This is a genomic window from Sulfuriferula plumbiphila (assembly GCF_009938015.1).
Lineage (GTDB): Bacteria > Pseudomonadota > Gammaproteobacteria > Burkholderiales > Sulfuriferulaceae > Sulfuriferula > Sulfuriferula plumbiphila.
Window position 1 is genome coordinate 2,560,175 of the sequence record NZ_AP021884.1, and the last position, 16,154, is coordinate 2,576,328.

The following is a 16,154-nucleotide window of genomic DNA, read 5'->3' on the forward strand; positions in this document are numbered from 1 at the left end:
CTCCTCAAGGGCACACATAAATGGTGAGCGCCTTTTTTTCCGACTCTTCGTAATTGATCAATTGCGCGATCATTCCCGCTGACAAGATATTTCCCCTGGACAGTAAAAGCATGCCTTCCTGCGTCGCTAAATCGCGTGCCATGACCATACCAGGCTTCAACTGTGCGGACTGCATGGGTTGATCCATCACGCGTTCCTGCCTGTTTGCCCTTCCGTACTCGGTTTCTCCAAGCAACTCGGCAAATGCATCGACCACCAGGGGGTCGTATCTTGACCCTCGTGTTTCAAGGATATACTGCATCGCTTTTTTTGCGTGCATCGGTTTGCTCACCAGACTACCATTCTGAAAGGCGTCGTAGTCGTTAACCACTGCCAAAATACGTGCCCCCATTGGGATGTCAAGACCGCCAAGACCATCCGGATAACCTTTTCCGTCGAAACGTTCATGGTGATGACGGATCAGTTTGGCAGCCCCTTGTAACTGCTCCAACGCCATCAGGATGGTCTGGCCTTTGATCGGGTGCTTAACGACTTCCGTTCGCTCTTCGGACGTCAACGCGGAAAATGGTTTTCGCATTAAACTGTCGGACCAGCCGATCTTGCCGATGTCATGCAGCAATGCGGCAAACACCACATCCTGAACATCGCTCTCCGCCAGGTTCATTCGTTGTGCCAGCGCCCGCGCATGTTCTGCCACGCGCTGGGCGTGGCCTGCCTGCGGTCCTTCACGCATTTCGATCAGACTTGAAAACACACGAATCGAAGTCAGGAAGCCCTTTTTCAAACGCTCGTGCGCCTCTTCCAGGAACCCCATGGTTCGCCGCAATTCTTCGGTGCGTCCCCTGACCTTTGCTTCGAGGCTGACGTTAAGCTGTTTCAGTTCTTCGTTCTGTTTTTGGGTAAGCCGCTCAAGCCGCCTTTTATCAAGTTCGAGCTGTTTGTGTTCCAAAGCATGTTTGACATCTACAACAATGTCGCGGTCTTCCCATGGCTTCGAGAAATAACGAAATATTTGCCCCTTGTTGATGGCATCCACCGTCGAGGCGATATCGGCATATCCAGTCAGCAGAATGCGAATGGTCTCCGGCCAGCGCTCGCGCACTTTTTCGAGGAATTGCGCACCGTTCATTTCCGGCATGCGCATATCGGAAATCACCAGATCCACAGCTTCCCGGGCCATGATTTCCAGCCCCTGGGCGCCGCTTTCCGCGGTGAGTATCCGGTAGCCGAAGGGGCGAAACAGCCTGTTCAGCGCGGCCAGGATATTGGCCTCGTCATCCACGAATAACAAAGTTGCCGGCTGGGCGGTTTCCCCACCCGCCCCCGGCGATGCTGCGGTTTCGGTCATATATCTTTCTGGATCCTATCTCGGTTTATCTCGCCAACACGCCTGATTCAGCAGGACGGCATCCTTCTCATACGGCCCTTCTCCCACCCGCGAACAAGGAACGCGCTCATCCATTCGCGGCGGCTTCCGCCTGCGCCTGTCGTACCGGCAGGCATATCCTGAACGCCGTGCCTTTGCCCACTTCGCTTTGCACCTCGATCCGGCCATGATGTTTCTCGATAATGCCGTATGCCAGCGACAATCCCAGCCCCGTTCCTTTGCCGACTGGCTTGGTGGTGAAGAATGGATCAAATATCCGCTTCAGATTTTCCGGCGCAATGCCCTTGCCGGTATCCGCTATTTCCACCCATACCTCTTCGGTCCCATTCCCGGTACGGAGGGTGATCATGCCCCGCTCCTCGATGGCATGGGCCGCGTTTATCAGCAGATTCATGAATACCTGATTCATCTGGGACGGCAGGCATTCGATATCCGGCAATTCTGCGTATTCCTTGACAACCTCGGCCTTGTACTTGATTTCGTTCCAGACGATATTGAGTGTACTGTCCAGCCCTTTTTGCAAATCCGCCCACTGCCATTCATCCCCCACATCCGCATGGGAAAAATCCTTTAAATCCTGAACGATTCTTTTGACCCGTGTAATCCCTTCCTTGGATTCGCTCATTAATGACTGCAAATCCGCCTTTAGAAAAGGCAGGTCCACCTTGCTCTTGATGGCGTGCAGATCGGCCAGCGCCGGCGCATTGCCGGGGATTGCCCCTTCCGCTTTTTCGTAGGCATCCAGCACCACGAACACCTCTCCCAGATAACGTTCCAATGCCCCCAGATTGGAATAGACATAGCCGATGGGGTTATTGATCTCGTGCGCCACTCCCGCCGCCAGTTGACCGATGGAAGCCATTTTTTCCGATTGCAGCAGCTGGCTATGGGCTTCTTCCAGTTTTTGATTCACCTGCCGCAGTTCTTCAAAGCGCCGTTGCCGATCGAGGTGCAATTGAATATTGCCCAAGGCCAGGCTGACCATATTCAGCAAAATCGTGCCCTGCTCCAGATCCAATTCGGTAAAGAGCGGCGTGCCGTCCAGCCGGTTCACGCTGATCGCGCCGATAATACGGTCTTCAATCTTGAGCGGCCAGCAAATGGCGATATTGGTCGCCACAGCTCCGCGCCCCTGTTTGTGTCGCAGGAAACGCGGGTCATTGGAAACGTCGCCGTTCAGCAACAGCGCCTTGCCTTCCTGCGCCACCCATCCCAATATGCCCTCGCCCATTTTCACCGGACTGCCGACCACCCCGGCTGGCAAGTCAATGCCGGCAACGATGGTCAGGCTACCCCCGTCTTCATCACACAATGCCAGCGAACCGTTTTTCGCTTCGAATCCGTCCACGATATGCAGCAGGATACGCTGGTAAATGGCGGAAGCGTTTTCCGCCAGCACCACGTCCTGCCCAAGGCGATACAGGTCGTAAATCCAGGATAGTTTGGTCATCCGGTCGAAGGACATGCATTCTCCTTTCTATTCTAAGCCGACAGCATAAGATTGGTCCCGGCATCCAGCTGGTCCGGCTGCGGCAGGCAGGCTTCGATGCGCTCCCATGTCATCTGGAGACGCTCGCGCAAAGTAGCCGGAAAATTGCCCATCAACGCCTCGCCGCTTAATCCGCCTGCGAGCAATACCGCCACATGCACCATGCCGGTAACCGGCTCGAACGGTTCATGCTCAGGAATGCGCCAATGACGGATGGCATGTTCTATTGCCCGGGGAAAATTCCAGCGTCTGGCCACTTCGGCGCCGATCAGGGCATGGTCGAATCCAAACAACATTTGTTCGATCTCGATCAGGCTCTGGCCGGATTCCTTCTGCTGTTCCAGAACGCTCGCAAACTGTTCCTGCATGCAGGTATCCAGCACCAACTGGCCGATATCGTGAAACATGCCAGCCATAAAGGCCATCTCCTGGTCATGCCTTAAACACTTTGCCAGCGCCCTGGCGTAGGCCGCTACCCGGAAACTGTGCTTCCAGTAAGCATGCCGGTCAAACCGGCTTGATCCGGTGACCGGAAAAGCATGCACAAATCCTGCCGACAATGCCAGCGAACGGATATGATTGAATCCCATCACCAGCACCGCGTCCTGCATGGAACTGATCTGGCGCGGCAAACCGTAAAACGCGGAGTTCGCCACCCGCAAAACCTTTGCGGTCAAGCCTTGATCCTGCGCGATCTTGTGTGCCAAGGCGGTGCTGTCCAGATCCGGATCGCTGAAGCTGCTGATTACTTCCTGCACCACGACCGGTATGACGGGGAGTTGATGCAGCTTGGCAAGTATTTCTTTCCCGTCAGTGACAGCAGCCATTTTCCTTGTCTCCCGGAAACAAATATTCAGAATGCCAGCAACTGCTTGGACTGCGGATCATGGTCAATAACGAGCACCACACCCTTCGATTGGGAAAACACGCCCATGGAATAACACCAGTAATTGACATCCCGCCCATCCTCGAGATGACATGGTTTTCTGCCTTCATTCTGACGGCATTGACTGCTTGAAACGCCCGTCAACAACGCGGCCGGCATGACTTCACTTGCCACTTCGCCCAGCAAAGCCCGTTCACCGCCCCCTCCAAACAACTGGTGCGCCATTTGATTGGCAATGGCAATCACGCCATCGTCACCGATACCCACCACGGCTACCGGCAGAAAATCCAGTACCTCCTGTGAAATACGCAAGATTTTAAGGTTGCGTACCACTTCACTGGTTTTTTTCTCCACCTGCTGTTCAAGCTCCCGGTTAAACCGGGACAGCGCTTCGTTGGCCTCTGTCAGCTGATGAGTCAACCGGATATTTTCCATTTTCATTTCGTGAAGACGGAAGGACTCTTCCACGTTGGCCCGCAACAGATCATCCTCCCACGGTTTGGTGAGAAATTTGTAGATGGCGCCGCGATTAATGGCATCCGACACCGAATCAAGTTCGGTATAGCCGCTCAGCATGATGCGCACCGTGTCCGGATAAAGCGCTTTCACTTTGCTCAAAAACTCCGCCCCGGTCATCTCCGGCATGCGCTGGTCGGAAACAATGACGCCCACTTTATTGTGCGCCAGCAATTCCAGTCCTTCCTTGCCGCTGTTGGCTTTCAGGATGCGATAACCGTCCCGGCGCAGCAACCGCACCAGGGCGGAAACAATGTTTTCTTCGTCATCGACCAACAGCAGCGTTCTGTCCATTTCACCTCCTGGATTTACAAATATAGACTCATTACAAGGTTTTTCAGGTCCGTGCGGTCTCATCGCTCCAGTGAATTTCGTCCCCGTCAATGGCGTCATCGCAGCACGCTTCCACAGGCGGCCGCCCCGAGCCATTTCTGCGCAAAGACCTCCGCGGCTTCGGGGCGGTCAAAATAATAGCCCTGTGCCTCATTGCAGCCCATTGCCAGCAGCGTTTCCGCCTGCGCCGCCTGTTCCACGCCTTCGGCAACCGTCTTGAGGCCGAAGTTGCGCGCCATACTGATGATGGTGCCGACGGTGGCGTGATCATGGCGATCTTTCAGCATGTCGCGCACAAACGACATGTCGATCTTGAGCTTGTCCGCGGGAAAACGCTTGAGGTAGGCAAGCGACGAGTAGCCGGTGCCGAAATCGTCGATCGAGAGTGCAAAGCCCGCCGCTTTCAGGATAGTCATCATGTCGAGCGCCTGCTCCATGTTCCGCATCAGGCCGCTTTCGGTGAGTTCCAGCTCAAGGTCAGCGGGGGCGACGCCTGCCTCACGCACGATGGCCCGTATCTTGCTGGCAAAGCCGGTGTCCTCGATCTGCTGGGCGGCGATATTGACGGCGAGCCGGCCCGGGAAATTCAACCCCGCCGCCTGCCAGGCTTTCATCTGGCGGCAGGCCTCGCGCAGCACCCAATCGCCCAGGTCGATCATCATGCTGCGCTCCTCGGCGATCGGAATGAACACGCCCGGACTGACCATGCCCCGTTCCGGGTGGTGCCAGCGCAACAGGGCCTCGGCGCCGACCAGCGCCCGGGTTTGCAGGTCCACCTGCGGCTGGTAGTAGAGTTCCAGATTACCTCCTTCCCCGCGCAGGGTGTGCTGGAGATCCCGGGCCAGGGCCATGCGCTCGGTCAGCCCCGCGCTCATCTCCGGCCGGTAGAAGCGATAGCCGCCGCCTGATGCCTTGGCACGGTACATGGCGATGTCGGCCTGCTTGAGCAACTCTTGACACGTGGCACCATCCTCGGGATACAACGCAATGCCGATGCTGACCCCCAGCGCATACGTGTACCCACTGACCACGATGGGCTCTGAAAGGGCCTGTTCAAAACGTTCAGCAATGACGGCGACAGCCGACTGCTCGGCCTCCTCGACGATGACGACGAACTCGTCGCCGCCGAGCCGGGCCAGCGTTTCTTCCTGCCGCAAGACGGACTGAAAGCGGCGGGCGACTTCAATGAGCACCGCGTCCCCAATGGTATGCCCCTGGGTGTCATTGATTTCCTTGAAGCGGTTGAGGTCCAGAAACAGCAGCGCCACCCGCTGCCCATGCCGATGGGCAGCGCCGAGCGCCTGTTTCAGGCGATCGGCGGACAGCGCCCGGTTGGGCAACCCGGTCAGGGGATCGTAAAAGGCCAGCTGTTCGAGGCGCGTTGCTTGCGCCTTCTGCTCGGTAATATCGGTAAAGATGCTGATGTAGTGAGTGACCTCCCCTTGCCCGTCGTGCACGCCGGAGATGGACAGCCATTGGGGATAAATTTCCCCGCTTTTGCGCCGCTCCCATATTTCCCCCTGCCAGTGCCCGGTTTCTCGAATGCTCTCCCACATGGCGCGATAAAAAACCGTATCGTGCCGTCCGGATTGCAGGATGCGCGGCGTCTGTCCGATCACTTCCTCGCAGGCATAACCCGTTGTCCGGTTAAAAGCATGGTTTACCCTGAGAATATGTTGCTCTGCGTCCGTAATCATCACGGCCTCGGCGCTTTGATCGAACATCACGGCGGCAAGGCGCAGCCCCTCCTCGTTCGCCTTGCGCCGCGTAATATCGCGGCCTATTCCCGCCATGCCTAGAAACGCACCGTCACTGCCGAACACCGGCGCGCGCATATTTTCAAACACCCGCGCGCCTGCCGCCGTCGCGAAGGCCAGTTCGTCCTGCACCCCCCGCCCGCTTGCGCGCGCTTCCTCATCGCTGCGCCGGATCTGTTGCGCGATGGGCACCGGCCATACTTCGTCGGCGGTCTTGCCCAGCATCTCGGCCTCGGTCAGCCCGGCAAGTTGCGCATAGGCCGGGTTGACCTCGATGTAACGCCCCTGAGCATCCTTGAACCAGACATTATCCGGTGTTGCGGCAAGCAGGGATTTGAGACGCCGGGTGGTTTGCGCGTAGGCCGCGCTCAGCTCCTCGGCCCGCTGTTGCGCGCGCGCCTCGGCATGAAAGAATATCCACACGAGGCCCCAGAACAATGCGAGCACCACCGCCCCCAGGCCGATCACCGTCCAGAAGAGTTGCCACCACCCTTGCATCAGTGCCGCCACCGGTAATCCGACCAGGACGAAGAGCGGCGTGCCCTCGATCCAGGTGTAGCTGTAAAAGCGTTCGATGCCGTCCTGTACGGTGACATGCCGGTACCGGCCCGTGCGCTGTCCGGCATGCACCCTGTCTATCAAGGGGGAGCCTTGCAGGGGCTTGCCGAGCCTGTGCGGCAGCGGGGGGATGCGCGCCATGAGGATGAGGTTCTTGTCATACAGCGCAACGGCCGCACCCGGCATCAGGCCATAGCGGGCGAAGCGCTGTTCGAAGTGTTCGACTTTGAGGGGCAGGAAAACGACGCCGGCAAAGCGCCCGTCCGGGCCGTTCAGGCGCCGGCTCATGAGCATCACCCAATCACCCGCCACACGGCCCACGACAGGCCCGGTGATCAGGCGGCCCGGATCGGGAGTGTCGCGGTGCAGGCGGAAATGGGCCTGGTCAGCGATGGAGACCGGTCTGGTCTGATCGATGAGTCTGCCGCTTGCGTCGGCGACCCGCACGGCAACGATTTCCGGATCGCTGCCTTGCCAAAGGGTCAACTCGCGCTGTAACCGCGCAGTGGAGAGCGGCTTGCCTTGTGCGAGGTCCTGCTGCAAGTCCGCTTGGGCGTGGGAGAGCAGATAATCGTAGCGGGCGAAGCGCTCGGACAGCTGGGCGGCCACGGTGCGCGCCACGACCGCCGTCTCGGCATCAGCCCGCGTCTCGATGGCGCGGTAGCTTTGCCACAAAACGAGGCCGATTCCGCCCGCGATGACAAGAGCCAGGCCAGTCGCCAAAACAAACCCGATCTTGCGCGGCCGCGCGGCGACGGCTTCATCCAGGTGCTTTATGATCCGACTCCAGGGTTGTCCATGCGACCACCCACGGCACGCGGGGTCAGGCTTGCTTGCTTGCTTGCTTGCGCAAGATTTCTTCCATCTCAGCTGTCCAGGTTTCGCGTGTTCTTGTTCAGTCTTGGCGTTCTGCCCCGGCCCGGGGCAATGTACCGGATGATATGCATGATATATCGGAGGATTGCGCGCTTTCTTTAAGGGATTATGCGATTGCCCGGCGGTGACACGCGGAACGTCCCGCAACATACCCGCTGCAACTCCCGCTCCGCCAGGCGCCATCCGTGGCTGATGAGACGAAACCGCAGCCGCGCAGCGCCGTCTGCAATCTGGTTATAAAGCCATGCGTTACCAGTTCCCTGCCGCCTCCTTTCGAATTACACTTAAAAGCGGAAGATGGCGGGCATTGGTGAAGAGCGCGCGCATGGCGCGCGCCGACAGCCCATTCCAATTAATAATCCAGCATCAGTGTACCGTGCTCCACCGCTAACCAAACTCTACGGACTTCCCCTCCCCGTCAAGCGAAACCCATCTAGCGCCCGGTGAAACCGGGCGTTGCTTTTCAGTCTTCGGTACTAGGTAATCCCCCCACAAAAAAAGCGTTTGAAAGTAGAATTTTCTTAAATGGCAATCCGCTGCGACAACGGCCCGGAATACATCAGCGCCGTACGCTGGCATGGGCAAAAAACGCGGCATCCGCATCGACTTTATTCAGCCTGGCAATCCGCAGCAGAATGCTTATGTGGAGCGCTATAACCGCACGGTCCGCTATGATTGGCTGGCGCACCATTTGTTCGATTCAATTGAGGAAATGCAGGACTTTGCCACGAATTGGCTATGGTCCTACAATCACGAACGCCCCAACATGGCCATCGGCGGCATCACCCCGAAACAGAAGTTGGCCCTAACGGCTTAACCTCTACTTTTAACACCCTCTAAAAACGGGGGATTACCGCGCCAAACACGGACAAAAACAACAGTCCGGTCAGCGCCGAAATGACGTTCCTGGGTTGCGAGAACGGACTCTCCGGGAACCCAAAGAGTAGTACACAGCTTGCGCCGAAGGATCCCAGCACCAGTGGCGTTGCGCTTACCGCTGAGACGTAACCTACCGTCTCAATCGCAACCAGTCCACCGAAAAAGGACCAGGCAATACTGTTTGCCTACGTGCGCTGGCAGGCACCGCCATGCATTTTCCTGAAATACGTTTTCATCGAGATCCAGGAAAATGGACCCGGGGCATCGCACCCTGGGTCTGTCACATGAACAAGATCATTAGCCCCTGAACCTCGCTGCCTCTTCGGAGCCCTTTGTGGCATTGCCTGCGCTGTAGGAATGCGCACCTACACCAGCAAGCTTGCCGCCATCGACCACGAGATACTCGTTGCGAATGGGTTTTCCGTCGAACCAGCATTCAAGTATCTCGCGCGTGCCTGCCGCATAGCGCGCCTGCGCCGACAGCGAACTGCCCGAGATATGCGGAGTCATGCCATGGTGCGGCATGGTGCGCCAAGGGTGATCCTTCGGTGCGGGTTGGGGGAACCAGACATCACCCGCATAACCGGCCAATTGGCCACTCTCCAGCGCACTCGCAATGGCATCGCGATCACAAATCTTGCCACGAGCCGTATTGATGATATAGGCACCGCGTTTCATCTTCGCGATCAGCGAAGCATTAAACAGATGCTCTGTCTCGGGATGCAACGGACAATTGATCGTGACCACGTCACAGACCTTGGCCATCGATTCCACATCTGCGTGATAGATCAGGTTCAGTTCCTTCTCCACGCTTTCCGGCAGACGATGGCGGTCGGTGTAATGCAACTTCACGTCAAAGGGCTTGAGCCGACGCAGCACGGCCAGCCCGATACGTCCCGCCGCTACCGTGCCGACTTCCATGCCTTCCACGTCGTAAGAGCGCTCAACGCAATCGGCAATATTCCAGCCGCCTTTCACGACCCATTGATAGGATGGAATGTAGTTTCGCACCAAGCCCAGGATCATCATCACCACATGCTCGGCCACGCTGATGCTGTTGCTGAAGGTGACTTCCGCCACCGTGATCTTGCGGTCGATCGCTGCCTGCAAATCCACATGGTCCGATCCGATGCCGGCCGTCAATGCAAGCTTGAGCTTGGGCGCCTTGGCAATACGCTCTGCCGTCAGATAGGCAGGCCAAAATGGCTGCGAGATGACGATCTCCGCGTCGACCAGTTCCTTCTCGAACGCAGAGTTGGGTCCGTCCTTATCGGACGTAACGAACAGGCTATGGCCGCGCGACTCGAGGAACTTGCGCAGTCCCAACTCCCCTGACACACAGCCAAGCAGCGCACCCGGCTTGAAATCGATCGCCTGGGGGGTCGGTGTGGTTTGTCCATCGGCATAACGCTCGATCTTGGGAATCGCGTCGCGCGCATACGCTTTGGGGTAACCGCCCACGGGGTCATCGTAAAGCACGCACAGAACTTTGGCCATATTGTGTCTCCATCTTCTATGAACAGCGTTGGATTAAGGAGGGCGCAGCATGTGTAAAGTCAGCACGTTGCCCCCATGCTACGGGCTTGGCACATGGCATGCTCCGAGCTATGCATGCTGAGCGTCAGGCGAAGGACAGTCTAGTCGTTTGCGCGGATGGGCTGATAGGTGCCGCTTATCATGGTGTCGAAACGCGCTTCCAGGTCGAGCGTTTGCGTGACCGCCCAAGCGGCTGCGACCATGGGGGAAAGCGGATCGTGGTCAAGCGCAATCAGACCGATCGCGCGATTAATCTCCGGCGTGAGCGGGATGGCTGCCAACTCCTCGCGCATCTCGAACAGGCACAGCAGGCTGTGCGGCACAATGCTGAACAGCTCGGCGCAGCGCACATGGGAATAGAGCGCGAAAACCGAATCGGTCTCCACGACCACGCGCGGTTGCGCGTTGGCCCGGCGGAACGCGGCGTTGATGATGCGCCGGTTCTGCATATTGTTTGTGAGCAGGCACAGAGGCAGTTCGGCAGCGTTCGCCCAACTCATTTCCTGGCAATCACCAATGGATGCGGGATCGCGGGCGAGGAGCATGTAACGTTCGCGATACAGCGGCAGGACACGGAACCCTTCCAGGCACTGGTCCTCGAGATACGTAAGCCCCAAGTCCAGTTCGAAGCTATCCAGCCGGCGGATAATCTCTTCGGTGCTCAAGGATTGCACCAGTTGGCACATTTCCGAGTGTGCGGCACGAAAGGGTCCAGTCAACAGGGACACGATGGGCATCGTCGTCGGGATAGCCCCGAGCCGAAGTGTGCCGGCCAGGTGCGTGCGTGCAATCGAGGCTTCTTGACGCAGTCCCTCCCAGGCAGCGAGCGTTTTCCTGGCCCAGTTCAGAATGCGCTCGCCTTCCGGCGTGAGCCCCTGAAATCGCTGTCCGCGCTGGACGATCGGCACGCCCAGCTCCTCTTCCAGATGGCGGATCGCCGCAGACAGCGCAGGTTGCGATACGTAACATGCCTTGGCTGCGCGAGCGAAGTGCTTCTCACGAGATAGCGTTACCAAGTAGTCAAGCTGACGAATGAACATTGCCTTTCTTTCTGAATAGCGAGTTACCGAAATTTGCACACATACGAGCCTCTTGCAAAACCCAGCATCCAAGCTGGATTATGCTTGCCGGATTCAAGCCTGAAGTGCAACGGGGTTATGACGAGAGTGTAACTGCTTCATGAAAATCTCGAGGGGTGTTTTGAAGCCGGGGCATTTTCCGGGTTGGTGGTTGAGGTGGTGCATAGCGAAGACGATGTCCTTGGCAGTGATGGAGTTGTAGCGCATCTTTTACGGGAAGAACTGGCGGATCAGACCGTTCATGTTCTCATTGGCACCACGCTCCCGGGAGGCATAGGGATGAACGAAGAAGAAGCCGGCATCGGGTTTCTTGGCGATCTGGTCGTGCTGAGCGAACTTCTTCCCATAGTCGGCTGTCACGGTATGAACAAAGGCCGCAACAGGCATCAGCAGGTAAATCATGGCATCCGAGACAACCTGTGCGGTCTTGAACGGAACATGGGCGATCAAGGAATAGCGAGACTTGCGCTCGTTGAGCGTGACGAGCGTCTGTTGCTGGCCGGCACCAATGACCAAGTCGCCTTCCCAGCCGCCGAAACGCTTGCGGCTGTCGACGATAGCCGGGCGCTTCTCAATCGACACCTGGTTTGTGTTTTATGTGTTTTATGAACCGCCGGATGCGGAACCGCATGTCCAGTGGTGTGGGAGGACGGTAGGGGAGACCCTACCTCCTACCCGATGGAATATGAAATCAACGCATGATTTCGATCTGCAGCGCGATCACTGGAGCCGTCTATCTGCTCGGAAAATTGATGTCGATTCCGTGTGTGATCCAATTTGAAGGTATCGCCAGGTTTTGGCGGATGGCCGCAAGTGCCTCGAATAGCGGCACTGAAGCGTCTGCTATCCGATCCAGACTTTTCTCGCGCAACAGGGCAAGGTCAATCACGGTTGCGCTTGCGAGTCCGGCCCAGTGCAGCAACGCAGCAGATGCTTGCGGCGTATCGAACAAACCATGCAGATAGGTGCCCAGGATCTGCCCATCGGCTGAGCGCGCTCCTTCGGGCCGGTCGTCAATATAAAAAGCGGGGTTAGTGAGTGCCGCGCCCTGCGATGTTCCCATATGAATTTCGTAACCGGCAACTCCGGCATCGGCAAAAGCGCAACGGCCACGGACCTGGATCACGCGCTTGTGCTGTGTCAGCTCGGTATCGATGTCGAGCAAGCCGAGCGCTTGCGATACGCCCGGCAAACCTTCTGCCCCGTGCGGGTCGGCGATTGTCTTGCCCAGCATCTGGAATCCTCCGCAGATCCCAATGACCTTGCCGCCATAACGCAGGTGTTTGGTCAACGCTTCCTGCCAGCCTTGTTCGACCAGCCAGGCCAAGTCTGCACGGGTACTTTTACTGCCGGGCAGGATGATGAGATCGGCTGGCGGAATCGCTTGCCCCGATCCGATGAATTTCAGATCCACATCCGGGTGGGCGCGCAGCGCGTCAAAGTCAGTATGGTTGCTGATCCTCGGCAAGACCGGGACCACGACACGAAATCCTCCACCCGCCGTTTGCGCTGACTGGATCGCATCTTCGGCATCCAGGAACAAACCCTGCAAATACGGCAACACTGCCAGCACCGGTTTGCCGGTTTGCCGTTCCAGCCATTCCAGACCCGGCTCCAGCAAGCCGATATCGCCGCGAAAGCGATTGATGACGAAGCCGATAATGCGTTGTCGCTCGCTGCCGGACAGGCATGCAAGGGTGCCAACGATGTGCGCAAACACGCCGCCGCGATCAATATCGGCCACCAGGATCACCGGGCAATCAACCGCTTCGGCGAAACCCATGTTGGCGATGTCGCGCTCGCGCAGATTGACTTCGGCCGGGCTGCCGGCGCCTTCCACGATCACGGCTTCATATTGCCCGGCAAGCCGCCGGTACGAGGCCAGCACCGCCTGCATCGCGACCGTCTTGTATTGGTGGTAATCGCGCGCGTTCATGTCGGCCCGCACTTTGCCGTGGATGATGACTTGCGCGCCGGTATCGCTGGATGGCTTGAGCAACACCGGATTCATGTCGGTATGCGGCGCCAGTCCGGCCGCCTGCGCCTGCAATGCCTGCGCCCGTCCGATCTCTCCCCCGTCCGCGGTCACTGCGCTATTGAGCGCCATATTCTGCGGCTTGAAAGGAACCACCCTGATGCCTTGCCTGGCCAATAAACGGCATAGCGCCGCCACCACGGTGCTTTTGCCGGCATCGGAGGTCGTGCCTTGCACCATCAAGGTGGGATACGGAAAATTCATGGACACTCTCCTCTGTGTTTGCGTGCTTGCTGCGGTTTTTCGCACAGCCCTGTTTGCGCTGCAGTCCATGCCGCAAGCGCCTGCTCCAGACGCTGCCAGCCAGCCTCGTCCAGCGGCAACCCAAGCCGTATGCCACGCGCACCGCGCGTGAACCAGCGCACCCAAATGCCACGTTGCGCCATGTGCTGCCAAAATGCTTCGGCGTGCGGCTCGGACCACCATTGATACAGGGCGCCGCCGCTCGCGCTGATCGCGTGACTGGCCAGCAGCCCATGTAAACGCTCGCCAGCGCTCAGCAAATGTTTGCGCATCGCCTGCTGCCAGGAACGATCGGCCAGGGCAGCGCAGCCGATGTCGTGTGCCGGGCCACTCACCGACCACGGGCCGAGAACATCCGACAACGCTGATAACAGCGCAGGCTGTGCCGCCACGAAACCCAGCCGCAGTCCCGCCAGGCCGAAAAACTTGCCCACCGAGCGCAGCACAATCAGGCCCGGACGATCAGACCAGGCCGCTACGCTCAACTGCGGCACGGTATCGCCAAATGCTTCATCGACCACCAGCCAGCCGTTGCGCAATGCCAGCTGCCCGGCCCAGGCCAGCAGTATTTCAGGTGCAATGGTGGCGCCGGTCGGATTGTTCGGATTGCAGATCACCATCACCTCGCAATCCGCCACGGCGGAACCCAGTTCGTCATGGCCTACTTCACGCACCGCATGGCCTGCTTGCGCCCAGCGATGCGCATGTTCGGCATAAGCGGGCGCAGCCACCACTACCCGCGCCGGCGCGCGCAAGCGCGGCAGTGCCTGAATCGCGGCTTGCGTGCCCGCCACCGGCAATACCCGTGGCGCGCCGTAATAGGCCGCCGCGGCGGCGGCCAGTGCCGGACTGGCCTCCGGCAGGCGATGCCACGCATCCGCAGCCAAAGGAGGGACAGGATACGGCTGCGGATTGATGCCGGTAGAAAGATCGATCCACTCTTCGCGCGGCCGGCCGAAGCGGGCGATGGCATCGTGCAGGTTGCCGCCATGTTCAAGCATGCATCACCCTTTCAGGAAAGATATGCATGCCGCGATGCTCAGCATGACCATCCATAGCGCGGTTGTGCCAGCGACCAGCCGCCATGCGCGTCCGATATCGGTCGCGCGTGCGGCGCAGCCGCTCCCCAGCGCTGGCCTGTTCTCAATCACCCCATCGTAAACGGCTGCGCCACCGAGTGCGAGGCCCAGGGCGCCGGCACCCGCCGCCATGACCGGACCGGCATTGGGACTGGACCAGTCTGGCGCCTGCGTATGCCAGCAACGCAACGCTTGCCGGGTATTGCCCAGCAAGGCGTAAGACAATGCGGTGAGCCTTGCCGGAATCCAGTTCAATGCATCGTCGATGCGGGCAGCCACGCACCCGAAGGCATGATGGCGCGGGGTACGGTATCCCCACATCGCATCCAGCGTATTCGCCAGCCGGAACAATACGGCACCCGGCCCACCCGCAACCATGAACCAGAACAGCGTGCCGAACACGGCATCGTTGCCGTTTTCCAGCAGGGACTCCACGCCAGCTCTGGCCAGACTGGAGGCATCGGCCTGCGCCGTGTCGCGACTGACGATGCGCGCGGTTAGCCGGCGCGCCCGGGCCAGGTCGTTCTGTGCCAGCGCCCGTTCGATCGGCAGCGCATGGTCGCGCAAACTGCGCAGCCCGAGGCTGAAATAAAGCAGCACCGCGTGTATGCCGGCGCTCGCCCATATTCCCAGGACCGCGCTCCAGCGGATGCTCCAATACGCGAGCAGCACCAACGGCAATACCGCCAACAGCCAGGCCAACGCACCCGTCCAGTATTTGCGTTCGCCCTGATTCAGCCTGCGTTCCAGTCCATTGGCCAGCCGGCCAAACCCCACCAGCGGATGCCAGCGCCGCACCTCGCCAAGAATCAGATCGAGTACCACGCCGATGATGACCAGCAGCGCGATCATCGTTACGTTCAGCGCCATCAGCATGGTCAGCCTTTCAGCATCAGCGGCAAGCCGGCGGCGACCCACACCGCACGCTCGCAGCCTGCCGCCACCGCCTGATTCAAGCGGCCCGCTTCATCGACAAACCAGCGCGATAGCGCGCCTTGCGGGATCACGCCCATGCCGACTTCATTGGATACCAGGATCACATCGCCGGCGGCTTGCTCCAGCGCTTGCAGGAAGCGCTCGCGTTCCTCGCGAAAGCACGCGGGCGGAATAATCTCGCCCACCTCGGGAAAAATCTGCGTCTGTGCGAACAGTAAATTGGAAAGCCAGGCGGTCAGGCAATCGATCAGGACCAAGCGTTCCGGCCCGCTCCATTTTGCGATGGCAGCACCCAGGGCCAGCGGTTCTTCAACGGTCATCCAGGCGCGATCGCGCCGCTGCCGATGGCAGGCAATGCGCGCCGCCATTTCGGCATCGCCCTCTTGCGCGGTCGCGACATAGATCACCGCCTTGCCGGTAGCCGCAGCGAGCTGTTCGGCATAGGCGCTTTTGCCGGAGCGTGCGCCACCCAATACCAGCGTACGAATCATGTCTGTTGATCTTAAAAAATTCATGCGCTACACAGATGAAAGCTGCGGTTCACGATGCAGCGCCATTTAAATGG

Annotated in this window: 13 protein-coding genes and 1 pseudogene; 1 reads left to right on the forward strand and 13 read right to left on the reverse strand. The window is 58.9% G+C overall.

The window, feature by feature from the left end:
• Positions 1 to 4: 4 nt before the first annotated feature.
• From GZH91_RS13280 to GZH91_RS13300, 5 genes are all read right to left on the reverse strand, one after another.
• Positions 5 to 1,348 carry an HD domain-containing phosphohydrolase gene (locus tag GZH91_RS13280; RefSeq protein ID WP_147074140.1) on the reverse strand — a complete coding sequence of 448 codons (1,344 nt, stop codon included), beginning with the start codon at positions 1,346 to 1,348 and terminating at the stop codon, positions 5 to 7.
• A 106-nt stretch (positions 1,349 to 1,454) separates the two neighbouring features.
• Positions 1,455 to 2,852 (reverse strand): ATP-binding protein, encoded by a 1,398-nt coding sequence (locus GZH91_RS13285; protein WP_147074138.1) that lies wholly within the window; start codon positions 2,850 to 2,852, stop codon positions 1,455 to 1,457.
• Positions 2,853 to 2,869: 17 nt separating this feature from the next.
• A complete protein-coding gene (locus GZH91_RS13290; protein WP_147074136.1) occupies positions 2,870 to 3,703 on the reverse strand; it encodes an HDOD domain-containing protein in 834 nt (277 codons plus the stop codon).
• A gap of 26 nt (positions 3,704 to 3,729) precedes the next feature.
• On the reverse strand, positions 3,730 to 4,671 hold the full coding sequence (locus tag GZH91_RS13295; protein ID WP_223264591.1) for an ATP-binding response regulator: 942 nt from the start codon (positions 4,669 to 4,671) through the stop codon (positions 3,730 to 3,732).
• Positions 4,668 to 7,601 (reverse strand): bifunctional diguanylate cyclase/phosphodiesterase, encoded by a 2,934-nt coding sequence (locus GZH91_RS13300; protein WP_161984273.1) that lies wholly within the window; start codon positions 7,599 to 7,601, stop codon positions 4,668 to 4,670. Before GZH91_RS13300 ends, GZH91_RS13295 begins: the two co-directional genes overlap by 4 nt.
• A 732-nt stretch (positions 7,602 to 8,333) precedes the next feature.
• On the opposite strand from GZH91_RS13300, the pseudogene GZH91_RS13305 reads away from it, so the two are divergent.
• Positions 8,334 to 8,619: pseudogene (locus tag GZH91_RS13305) on the forward strand (integrase core domain-containing protein); the annotation flags it as partial.
• A 19-nt stretch (positions 8,620 to 8,638) separates the two neighbouring features.
• Here the strand turns inward: GZH91_RS13305 and GZH91_RS18510 are convergent.
• The 8 genes from GZH91_RS18510 to cobU all read right to left on the reverse strand — a co-directional run bounded on the left by GZH91_RS18510 (position 8,639) and on the right by cobU (position 16,080).
• A complete protein-coding gene (locus GZH91_RS18510; RefSeq protein ID WP_147074153.1) occupies positions 8,639 to 8,857 on the reverse strand; it encodes an HPP family protein in 219 nt (72 codons plus the stop codon).
• A gap of 121 nt (positions 8,858 to 8,978) precedes the next feature.
• Positions 8,979 to 10,178 carry an NAD-dependent formate dehydrogenase gene (locus GZH91_RS13315; protein ID WP_147074132.1) on the reverse strand — a complete coding sequence of 400 codons (1,200 nt, stop codon included), beginning with the start codon at positions 10,176 to 10,178 and terminating at the stop codon, positions 8,979 to 8,981.
• Positions 10,179 to 10,318: 140 nt separating this feature from the next.
• Positions 10,319 to 11,257, reverse strand: a complete 939-nt coding sequence (locus GZH91_RS13320; protein WP_147074130.1) for a LysR family transcriptional regulator — start codon at positions 11,255 to 11,257, stop codon at positions 10,319 to 10,321.
• Between the two features lie 249 nt (positions 11,258 to 11,506).
• Positions 11,507 to 11,878, reverse strand: coding sequence for an IS30 family transposase (locus tag GZH91_RS13325; protein WP_147074128.1), 372 nt, complete (start codon positions 11,876 to 11,878; stop codon positions 11,507 to 11,509).
• Between the two features lie 151 nt (positions 11,879 to 12,029).
• The gene (locus GZH91_RS13330; protein WP_198415493.1) at positions 12,030 to 13,511 is read right to left on the reverse strand and encodes a cobyric acid synthase; all 1,482 of its coding nucleotides are present in this window, start codon (positions 13,509 to 13,511) and stop codon (positions 12,030 to 12,032) included.
• A gap of 20 nt (positions 13,512 to 13,531) precedes the next feature.
• Positions 13,532 to 14,575 carry a threonine-phosphate decarboxylase CobD gene (gene cobD / locus GZH91_RS13335; protein WP_147074124.1) on the reverse strand — a complete coding sequence of 348 codons (1,044 nt, stop codon included), beginning with the start codon at positions 14,573 to 14,575 and terminating at the stop codon, positions 13,532 to 13,534.
• Positions 14,576 to 14,578: 3 nt separating this feature from the next.
• A complete protein-coding gene (cbiB, locus tag GZH91_RS13340) occupies positions 14,579 to 15,529 on the reverse strand; it encodes an adenosylcobinamide-phosphate synthase CbiB (RefSeq protein ID WP_147074123.1) in 951 nt (316 codons plus the stop codon).
• Between the two features lie 2 nt (positions 15,530 to 15,531).
• A complete protein-coding gene (gene cobU, locus GZH91_RS13345) occupies positions 15,532 to 16,080 on the reverse strand; it encodes a bifunctional adenosylcobinamide kinase/adenosylcobinamide-phosphate guanylyltransferase (RefSeq protein ID WP_147074121.1) in 549 nt (182 codons plus the stop codon).
• Positions 16,081 to 16,154 lie beyond the last annotated feature (74 nt).

Bases quoted from the DNA above. Each gene is read 5' to 3' on its own strand.
- GZH91_RS13280 (WP_147074140.1), bottom strand. From the start codon at position 1,348: ATGACCGAAACCGCAGCATCGCCGGGGGCGGGTGGGGAAACCGCCCAG.
- GZH91_RS13285 (WP_147074138.1), bottom strand. From the start codon at position 2,852: ATGTCCTTCGACCGGATGACCAAACTATCCTGGATTTACGACCTGTAT.
- GZH91_RS13290 (WP_147074136.1), bottom strand. From the start codon at position 3,703: ATGGCTGCTGTCACTGACGGGAAAGAAATACTTGCCAAGCTGCATCAA.
- GZH91_RS13295 (WP_223264591.1), bottom strand. From the start codon at position 4,671: ATGACGCCATTGACGGGGACGAAATTCACTGGAGCGATGAGACCGCAC.
- GZH91_RS13315 (WP_147074132.1), bottom strand. From the start codon at position 10,178: ATGGCCAAAGTTCTGTGCGTGCTTTACGATGACCCCGTGGGCGGTTAC.
- GZH91_RS13320 (WP_147074130.1), bottom strand. From the start codon at position 11,257: ATGTTCATTCGTCAGCTTGACTACTTGGTAACGCTATCTCGTGAGAAG.
- GZH91_RS13330 (WP_198415493.1), bottom strand. From the start codon at position 13,511: ATGGTGCAAGGCACGACCTCCGATGCCGGCAAAAGCACCGTGGTGGCG.
- cobD (WP_147074124.1), bottom strand. From the start codon at position 14,575: ATGCTTGAACATGGCGGCAACCTGCACGATGCCATCGCCCGCTTCGGC.
- cbiB (WP_147074123.1), bottom strand. From the start codon at position 15,529: ATGCTGATGGCGCTGAACGTAACGATGATCGCGCTGCTGGTCATCATC.
- cobU (WP_147074121.1), bottom strand. From the start codon at position 16,080: ATGATTCGTACGCTGGTATTGGGTGGCGCACGCTCCGGCAAAAGCGCC.